Source organism: Ulvibacterium marinum (assembly GCF_003626755.1).
In the GTDB taxonomy this organism is placed as follows: domain Bacteria; phylum Bacteroidota; class Bacteroidia; order Flavobacteriales; family Flavobacteriaceae; genus Ulvibacterium; species Ulvibacterium marinum.
Map to the genome: position 1 here is coordinate 1661811 of NZ_RBCJ01000001.1, position 9157 is coordinate 1670967.

At 39.7% G+C, this 9157-nt stretch carries 7 protein-coding genes; 3 read left to right on the forward strand and 4 right to left on the reverse strand.

All coding sequences use genetic code 11. The features are described 5' to 3' along the window. Positions 1–78 precede the first annotated feature (78 nt). Together D7Z94_RS07185 and lipB are read left to right on the forward strand one after the other, a co-directional pair. Positions 79–234 (forward strand): YqaE/Pmp3 family membrane protein, encoded by a 156-nt coding sequence (locus D7Z94_RS07185; protein WP_120710797.1) that lies wholly within the window; start codon positions 79–81, stop codon positions 232–234. An 87-nt stretch (positions 235–321) separates the two neighbouring features. After that, positions 322–1038 (forward strand): lipoyl(octanoyl) transferase LipB, encoded by a 717-nt coding sequence (lipB, locus tag D7Z94_RS07190; protein ID WP_120710798.1) that lies wholly within the window; start codon positions 322–324, stop codon positions 1036–1038. 33 nt (positions 1039–1071) lie between these two features. On the opposite strand, the gene D7Z94_RS07195 is transcribed toward lipB, so the two are convergent. From D7Z94_RS07195 to D7Z94_RS07210, 4 genes are all read right to left on the reverse strand, one after another. Then, positions 1072–1767, reverse strand: a complete 696-nt coding sequence (locus D7Z94_RS07195) for a TapB family protein (RefSeq protein WP_120710799.1) — start codon at positions 1765–1767, stop codon at positions 1072–1074. Positions 1768–1780: 13 nt separating this feature from the next. Further along, positions 1781–3118 carry an OmpA family protein gene (locus tag D7Z94_RS07200; RefSeq protein WP_120710800.1) on the reverse strand — a complete coding sequence of 446 codons (1338 nt, stop codon included), beginning with the start codon at positions 3116–3118 and terminating at the stop codon, positions 1781–1783. 273 nt (positions 3119–3391) lie between these two features. Then, positions 3392–5854, reverse strand: coding sequence for a ribonuclease HII (locus D7Z94_RS07205; RefSeq protein WP_120710801.1), 2463 nt, complete (start codon positions 5852–5854; stop codon positions 3392–3394). 28 nt (positions 5855–5882) lie between these two features. Continuing rightward, positions 5883–6479 carry a ribonuclease HII gene (locus tag D7Z94_RS07210; protein WP_120710802.1) on the reverse strand — a complete coding sequence of 199 codons (597 nt, stop codon included), beginning with the start codon at positions 6477–6479 and terminating at the stop codon, positions 5883–5885. A gap of 374 nt (positions 6480–6853) precedes the next feature. Between D7Z94_RS07210 and D7Z94_RS07215 the strand changes: the two genes are divergently transcribed. After that, positions 6854–8845 carry a putative porin gene (locus D7Z94_RS07215; RefSeq protein WP_120710803.1) on the forward strand — a complete coding sequence of 664 codons (1992 nt, stop codon included), beginning with the start codon at positions 6854–6856 and terminating at the stop codon, positions 8843–8845. The last annotated feature ends 312 nt before the right edge of the window (positions 8846–9157 follow it).

The following is a 9157-nucleotide window of genomic DNA, read 5'->3' on the forward strand; positions in this document are numbered from 1 at the left end:
AAATAAAAATACAGGTTTTGCGTAACAAATGGAGTAAAATTGCGTCCTATAGATACATCAATCAAAAGAAATTACAAAATGGGTTGTTTCAGAGTCTTACTGGCTATCTTATTTCCGCCCTTGTCCGTTATCGATCAAGGTTGCGGTTCTATCATTATTGTCTTTTTGCTTACGCTATGTGGATGGGTTCCCGGTGTTATCGCTGCTTTAGTGATTTTAAATAATCCGAGTTAGAAGTCTTGTTATAACTGCCCTATCGGGGTGGGAAAACTACATTCACAATAAACATAAAAGTGATGCTATCGTCGTATCTTTGCCCTTATGAACAAAAAGGTGGCGGTACGGGATTTGGGTTTTCAAGACTACAAGAAGACTTGGGACTATCAAGAGACGCTTTTTCAGGAAATAGTTGATCTAAAAATCAAAAATAGAAGGCAAGGAACCACACTTAAAACCCCCAATCATTTTTTGTTCGTAGAGCATCCACATGTGTATACCTTGGGAAAGAGCGGGGATGAAGAAAACCTTCTCGTAGATGAGGCACAGCTAAAAGAAATAGGGGCCAAATACTACAAAATAAATAGGGGGGGAGATATCACCTATCATGGTCCCGGACAGGTTGTGGGCTACCCGATCTTGGATCTGGACAATTTCTTTACGGATATCCACAAATACCTTCGATTTTTGGAAGAAATGGTCATTTTAACCTTGGCCGAATACGAATTACAAGGGCAGCGTTCCGAAGGAGAGACTGGAGTCTGGTTGGATGTAGGCACTCCCTTTGCCCGTAAAATCTGTGCCCTGGGCGTACGGGCCAGTAGATGGGTTACCATGCACGGCTTTGCATTGAATGTAAATACGGACCTTGGGTATTTTGACCATATGATTCCCTGCGGTATTAAGGACAAAGCTGTCACTTCATTAAATGTAGAATTGGGAAAAAGAGAAATTGACGTGAATGAAGTAAAACAAAAACTACTTGTCCATTTTAAAACGCTCTTCGAGGCAGAATTGATAGAACAAAAGGCCAGGGTGTAAACCCTGGCCTTCCATCAAAAATCTATTTTTCTTTTACTTGCTAAACTGTGTGAGCGCCATACTATTCATAAGAGCGCCATCTTTTTTATACGTTTCTTGTTTAATCATACCTACTCCTTCGGCGAGCCACAGTCTTGAAGGAAAGGTTTGGTTTGCCCCCATAGTCTTGGATTGTGTATCGTTATAAAGCACGTAACAATCAAAAGTGCCGGCGGGTGTGGTTACACTTTCCCGTTTCTCTACCTTGCGATTGATCATATTTACTTCGATGTTCATATTCACCCCGGCCATACTTATGGCCATGGTTACGTTGGCATCATCCAAGGTCTGCCCTACACTTAAGTCATTCGGGAGCTCTATATCCGTACCTGTTATCTCATATTCCATATCCTTGAACTGACTTGTCATAGCTTCCGGTAACAAGGAATTGAAGTCAATTTTAATACCTTTTCCGGTACAAGTATATTTGTAATCCGAAGTAAAGGCCTCTTTCCCCTTTTTATCAGTAAATTTCATAGCCATAGTAGCACTGGTTTCGCCTCCTGAGTTGTCAACATTGGTAACCCTGTAGTCGGTAATGCCCTCGGTCTTTCCCTTTTTATTGTACATGGTATATTGAAACGTAGTTCCCTCCTCTAAGGGATAATATTTACTGCAATTGTCTTGGGATAGCAAGCTGTGTGTCCCAAATAGTAGGGCAAGGGTCAACCCCAGTATTGTCTTTTTCATAGCTAAATACGTATTATTGTTTAATAAATTCAACCCTTCTATTTTGAGCCTTTCCGTCCACTGTGCTATTGTCACCCATGGGCTCGGTCTCTCCCTTGCCTTCCGTTATTAATCGACCTGAAGAAACGTTATAAACAGAAACCAATGCATTTTTTACGGCATCCGCTCTTTTTTTGGAAAGTTCCATATTAGAGGCGTCATTACCATCGGCATCGGTATGACCAACAATTTTAAGTTTCATGGAAGCCTCTTGCTGAAGGACTTGGGATATTTGCCGAATAACCCCCATCGACTGTGGCTTTAGATTGGCCGAGCCCGATTCGAACAAAATTGCATTGGTAGATATTTTGCCCTCCGAGATTAGCTTGCGGCGCAGATCCACGCCACCCTCGGCCACTTTGAGGTTGGTAATAAATATCCTTTCTTTCCCGTCCTTAAAATTGTTCATGTGAAATTTCACGGTATGCAATACAGCTCCGGCAGGCAACAATCTAGGTACATCCAAATATTTAACCTCATTGATCCAGAGCCTGAAACGTTGTTTATTGGCGGCTATGGACACGTGGGGCATATTTAAAACTTCATCCCGTAAATCAGCTTTGACCGTACTGCGTATTTCCGATTTCCCGTTAATCCTGTTTTGAACCGTAACCCCAATGGCCGCATACTGACAGAACGGAATTTCGGCGTAGGCATAGTTTATACCATCTTTAAATTTATCATCATCACTAACTGATACCCTAAGTTGGGCCGTAGAAGAGGTTTTCCGGTCCAGGCCAACGGCCGCTATGTCAAATTCAATGGTATATTCTTCGGGCAATTTTGACACATCGGGGACATAATATATGTTGTATCCAGATTTTAGTTCCAGCCATTTTTGGGACGACTCGCCAAGGGTTACGATTTCCCCTCCCGCATTGGTATTCCATTTGGAAGGGAAATCCCCAATGAAGTCGTTTGCGAAATCGTCAAAAAATAGGGGTTTGTCCCCGGGGACAAAATCGAACTTGCTATAAACCGTAAGCGATTTTTCTGTGGCTGGGGCTGTACTTGGATTACCTCCACTGTTCCCGTCGCTCGAATTGGAATCAGGAGTATTCGTTTCCGTGGTTTGTGGGATAGGGTTTCCGCCCTGACCACTTCCTTTTGATCCTGGTTCTAAGATACTATCCAGAACTTGGTCGGTCTTTTCCGTAGTCTCTTTGTCAACTCTTCGCTCTACTGCCCTTTCAGCCGCTTTCTCCGCACGTTTGCCCAGCTTTTTCAGAAATTGGGCATTTGCGGTTTGTGCAAACCCGAATAAAAGAAAAAAGGTCGCTCCTAGTTTAATGATTTTACTTAATTTTTTCATGACTTTCGTACTAAATTGGTGCCTTTTAAAAATACAAAATATTGGTTATGTCCAATGTGCGTTTATACTTACGTGCCATTTTAGTTGGGAATTATCACCATTTTTAATCCGCACTTTGTATTTCTGATTGTTACATTTTTAGCGTTTCTTAAGATCGTGAAGATTTAGGGGAAGTTTATATGCATTTGGTTAAATTTAAAAACCATTGTAAACCAAAAACAAAAAAATGTATAGTTGGCTGGTTATGATGTATGGATGGGCGGATAGAAGTCGTCAATTCATATTATACATAATAATGGAATTGTCCTGATCCTTGACCACTACTTCCAACTTTCTATCATTGTCCACGTCGTTCAAATCTATGGGGGAAGTGCCGAAAATTGGAAAATTGGGAATAGCCTTTGCCATACTGTCAAAAAGATAAACTCTTTGATTTTGGATGTCCGTCAAACTAATGTATATCTTGTCATAGATATAGAAAATCTTTGGTGGTAGGTATACGCCCAAATCCAGTTCTACCTTGTTTCCCCTTATACTAAGTTCGTTGTTGTTCATAAGTACAAGCGTTTTGCTCGTGGCATCCAGGCCGTGGTCTTCATTGAGATTTAGGTTGGCTTCGGACATTTTTCCCCTTTCATCAATTTGATACAGAATTCCGTCTTTATCCGTCACAATAAATTTATTCTTGTATACGTATATTTCGTTTTCGGAGAAATCTATCTTCTTATCTACCTTTACCCGAACTTTACCCACCCGGCTTAAGATCTTTAGGCTACCGTCCGAAAGTTTAAACGTCAGATAGTCTTTTTTGCCAATTCTAAAATGTTTTGGAGCGCCAAGAACCGGGTGTTCCGCTTCGATATAGGTAAAGCCGGTTACAATATTGCCCTTGTTGTTGTACATAAATATTTTTTCATTATGTACCACAACAAAGCGATAGTCCTTTTTTCCATCATAATCAAAAACCGCAAGCGGATTCAGGTTTCCACCTTCAAATGATTTTACGAAAGGTTTTACCTCTTCTCCATTTCTATCCAAAACCAGAAATTGATTATTGGTCGTAAAGGCCAATTGTAGACGCCCATTCTTATAAATGTCTACCTGATGTACCTTGCCTTGAATACGGCCATCCAATTTTTTGCTCCAAAGTATTTTACCGTTTCTTGAAATTAGATAGAGCGTATTGTCCGCATCTTGAACAACAATTTCCTTTGTTTTGGTATTATGGTTGACGACAAATTGAGGATTCATGGTAATTTCATTTTCCAAGTTTAGGGAAAACGACTTGGAAATGCTCCTGTTGGATTTTTTGGGCGTTATTGCATTGATTATGGCATTGGTATGAAAGATATCCTTGTCCGCCACCACCTGAGCTCCGTATACTGTAGGCTTAAGTTTTGATTTGGTAAAATCTTGAATGAAAGTCTTGGAAAAATGTGCATTCAACACATCTTTTATGCCATCGGAATCCGAGATGTACAAAATAGTAGATTCCGACGCTATATTTTCCATGGCCGTTTCATAAACAGGGGTATCCTGAAAAGTGTTGCTGTTTTTGTAATTTCTGATTACAGTTTGCAAGACCTCCTTTTCCTCGGAAAAAACAAAGGCATTGTCCAAAACCGTAACGTATTTTGCATCAAAATCCGTTATAAGTGGTGAAAGTAGTTTTTTTAAAAAATCACTTTGACCCAATTCCAGGATTTCATTTCCCTGAAAATCAAGGGAACCCACTTGCATTTCTCCCAAATATTCGGCAATGGTTTCAGATCCATACGTATTTAACAGGACTGCCTTTTTGGAGTTAAGATAGATACACCCAATTTCCTCAACTGTTGAAAACAAGGAATCTTCTGGTACGGAATGCCCTAAATACTCGCGTTTGTTTTTTGCAAATATCTCATAATCATTAAATGTATAGGATAGGATGGCCTCGGCATTTTTAGGGGCGAAATTTTGAATGGTGTTGGCCAAGGGAGTAGTATTCTTAAAAAGGTTTAGGTAGTTTTTGGTCGAGTCCTGTACCATGCTTATTCCCCTTAAATTGATGTAATCCAATTGCAGGTCGATGTCCAGGGACAACCAATCTGCAAAGCGTGAGGTTTCAATTTCGGGATTGTTCTTCAGCAAGGAGCCAAGAAGTTCGGTATTTTCATCCATATGCAGAAAAATAGATGCAGGCTTTGTAGTACCCGATGCCTTGAAAAGTTTTTGTAACGCTTTCGAAATTTCAACCTTTCCAAAGCTTCTAGACAAATTTTCCAATAGAGATTGTGACGAACTTACGGCTATTTTATCCTTCAAACGGGAAGCAAAAAATACTGATCCGTCAATGGTGTACCGATTTATTTCTTCCTGTTCCGTGGAAAGGCTCTCAATAGTTTTGTTTTTTAAACTGTTCAGGTTTATGATATCCGGAGAAAAAGCTGTTACCAAAGTGTATCCCCATTTCCCCTCCGCGGATTTTGAAAAAGCCAATAAACTTGAAGTTTGTGGCCGAACATAATCGAGATTATTCACTACCTCGGCTATTTCCTTATAGGTTTTTGAGGATTTAAAACGTTTAAGGAAATCGTTGTTTCGAATACTTTCCTTAAAACTATCAAAGGAATTGATTTTGATAATGAGCGAAGCATTCGCTGGTATAAATTCCAGTAAGGATGAAGAGGTTCTTTTCTCTTCTTGACAGCCAAAAATCAAAAAAAGAAAATAAAGGATAAGGATTTTGGACTTCATGGAAATACTTTGCCGTAAAAATAAACTTTTAAAACTCTAAGGTCAATTGGTCCGGCAATAACCTAAAACTTTTTCTATGATATTTAGTAGTACCATATTTAAGGATGGCCTCCCGATGTTCTTTTGTGGGGTAACCTTTGTTTTTTTTCCAATTGTACATAGGAAATTGTTCATGCAACTCTTCCATGTAGGCATCCCTATAGGTCTTGGCAAGTACGGATGCGGCGGCAATACTCATGAATTTGCTGTCGCCCTTTACAATACTTTTATGCGGAATATTTTTGTAGGATTTAAACCGATTCCCGTCAACAATAATGAACTTGGGCGTAACGGATAACAAATCTATGGCTTTGTGCATCGCGAGGATCGACGCATTAAGAATATTGATTTCATCAATTTTTTCGGGATACACATGGGCCACACCATAACACCTGCAGTCGTTTTCCAATATGGGCCGTAAAAAGTTCCGTTTGCCGTGGGAAAGCTGTTTGGAATCGTTTAAAATATCATTTTTAAAGTCTTTAGGAAGAAGTATGGCGGCAGCCGTAACCGGCCCGGCCAGGCATCCTCTACCTGCTTCGTCGGTGCCCACTTCATCAATATTATGATAGTACGATTTAAGCACTTGACAACTGTTTCAGTTTGGGTACAATATAAGTATACTAAACTGGGATCGAAAATAATTTACGCCAACTTTAATCTGTGTAATTCCCCGATGGCTTTGCCTCGGGGTTCCCGATCATACCTCCCCTTGGGAGGTCGGAATTGCCTTTTCGCAATTCCGGGAGGGGCAAAATATAAAATTTCAAGAAATTTTTATTGATGCCTCTCAAAGGCCCGGAAAACTTTCACATTTCATTAGGAACAAAAAAATTAACTTTGCCCATGGAACTTGTTTTGATATACTGCTTTATGCAATTGCCAAAATAGTTTATTGTAATAATCCCGGCATATGACGGGACCTGTTTAATGCTTCCTTGGGGGCGGTCATCAGATTTAATGAAATATTTCCCTTTCCTATTTTTATTATTTTTTGGACTCTCCCTCCATTCCCAAGAAGACTCCATTCCGCCGGCAAAGAAGCTGGATACCGCTCGTTTAGGGGAGCGGATGATAAAACCGGGCAATGAAAAGATGGAGGCCCCTTCCCAGGAATTGACGATAAGGGACTATAAAATAATCTCCTACGAGCGGGATACCACTTTCTTGGACACCACCTTGACCATACAAAAGGAATATCGCTATAATTATTTAAGAAAGGACGATTTTGAACTTATGCCCTTCTCCAATGTAGGCCAACCCTACAATAAATTGGGAGTAGATTTTGACCGAAGAAACCTTTATCCCGTATTGGGGGCGGAGGCACTTCACTATAATTATATGGAAATGGAGGACATTATGTATTATAATGTACCTACCCCCATGACCGACCTCTTTTTTAAGACAACGTTTGAACAAGGTCAGCTTTTAGACGCCATGCTCACCTTCAATACTTCCAAAAGACTGAATTTTTCGCTGGCCTATAAAGGTTTTAGGTCTTTGGGCAAGTACGCCTTTGATCAAGCGGAATCCGGAAACTTCAGGACAACCGCTAATTATACATCTCGGAATGGTCGATATGTTTTACGGGCACATATCGCAGCCCAGGATATAGAAACGGAGGAAAATGGAGGATTACTGAACAGGGAACAATTTGAGACTGGCGGTGAAGACAATGAATTCAGGGATCGATCCAGAATAGATGTAAGATTTACTGATGCCAATAATAAGATATTGGGGAAACGATATTTTTTAGATCATCAATACAAGTTGTTAAGAAGCAATCGTGACTCCTCTAAGGTAGAGGCGACATCCTTGTCCATCGGTCATAAATTCAATTATGAGACCAAATATTACCAATTCATACAAACGGCGAGCAACGACTATTTTGGGAGTGCCTTTCTTACGGATATCAATGACAAGGCTAATCTTAAGACGATGCTCAATGAATTTAGCGCTGAATTCTTCAACCCTATTTTAGGTCGGCTTCAAGGAAACATCAGTCTATATAACTACAATTATTTCTTTAATAGTATATTGGTAAACGATACTCAGCGAATCGACAACAGATTGAATGGAGAGGAAATTGCCGTTGGGGCAAAGTATGAAAAACGAATTGGTGGCTTCCAGTTAAAGGGTGATATAAAATATAATGTTTCCGGAAGTTTGACGGGTAGTATTTTGGATGCTTCCGCAAGTTACCGGTTCAATGAAAATAACAACCTTAGATTTTCAATTCATTCCTCTTCCAGAATGCCAAATTTCAATTTTCTGCTTTACCAAAGTGAGTACGAGAATTACAACTGGCAGAATACGGCCGTATTTGATAATCAAAGGGTGAATAACATCCAGGTTAATTTTGATTCCGGTTTTTGGGGTAACATCATGGCCAAATATACCACCTTGGATAACTATACCTATTTCACTTTAGATCAGGAAAACCCGGTGGATGAAGGAATGGAATTGGGCAACATAAGACCATTTCAGGAAGGCAATAGTGTAAACCACTTAAAAATAAAATATAGTAAGGAGTTTAGGTTGGGAGGTTTTGCGCTTAATAATACCGTAATGTATCAGAATGTCTCGCAAACCAATAATGTAATTAATGTTCCCCAATTGGTTACTAGGAACACCTTGTATTTTTCGTCAGAGGTATTTAAAAAGGCCATGTACCTTCAGACCGGTATTACATTCAAATATTTTTCGGCCTATACTATGGACGGGTACAATCCGCTGCTTGGGGAATTCTATATTCAGAATACTGAAAGTTTAGGAGGGTATCCACTAATGGACTTTTTTATCAATGCCCGGGTAAAACAAACCAGGATATACTTGAAAGCCGAACATTTCAACTCTTCTTTTGGAGGAAGCTACAATTTTTATTCAGCACCAAACTACCCGTATAGGGATTTTGTAATTCGTTTTGGCCTTGTTTGGAATTTCTTTTCTTGATGGAATCTCTGTAGTTTCACAGCTTTTTAGCATAAGGCCTTTATTATGCGTCAACAAAGTAAGGCCAACATGAACATTTTTTTATCCGTTTCAAATAATCAAAACAAGGTTCTATACCCTTTATCCACGTAGTTTTTTGATGTTTGACTTGGGTGGAATACTGCGAATATTCTTAACCTTTTTAAAAAAAATCGTTCAGGTGTTGTACAAACAAAAAAACCGGTTTATATTTGCAGCCGCTTTGGGGGCATGCCCTTGGGGTTTTAGGAAGTTCATTTACATATTGTGGAGACGAGGAGCGGGCCTTTTTGA

Bases quoted from the DNA above. Each gene is read 5' to 3' on its own strand.
- lipB (WP_120710798.1), top strand. From the start codon at position 322: ATGAACAAAAAGGTGGCGGTACGGGATTTGGGTTTTCAAGACTACAAG.
- D7Z94_RS07185 (WP_120710797.1), top strand. From the start codon at position 79: ATGGGTTGTTTCAGAGTCTTACTGGCTATCTTATTTCCGCCCTTGTCC.
- D7Z94_RS07205 (WP_120710801.1), bottom strand. From the start codon at position 5,854: ATGAAGTCCAAAATCCTTATCCTTTATTTTCTTTTTTTGATTTTTGGC.
- D7Z94_RS07215 (WP_120710803.1), top strand. From the start codon at position 6,854: ATGAAATATTTCCCTTTCCTATTTTTATTATTTTTTGGACTCTCCCTC.
- D7Z94_RS07195 (WP_120710799.1), bottom strand. From the start codon at position 1,767: ATGAAAAAGACAATACTGGGGTTGACCCTTGCCCTACTATTTGGGACA.
- D7Z94_RS07200 (WP_120710800.1), bottom strand. From the start codon at position 3,118: ATGAAAAAATTAAGTAAAATCATTAAACTAGGAGCGACCTTTTTTCTT.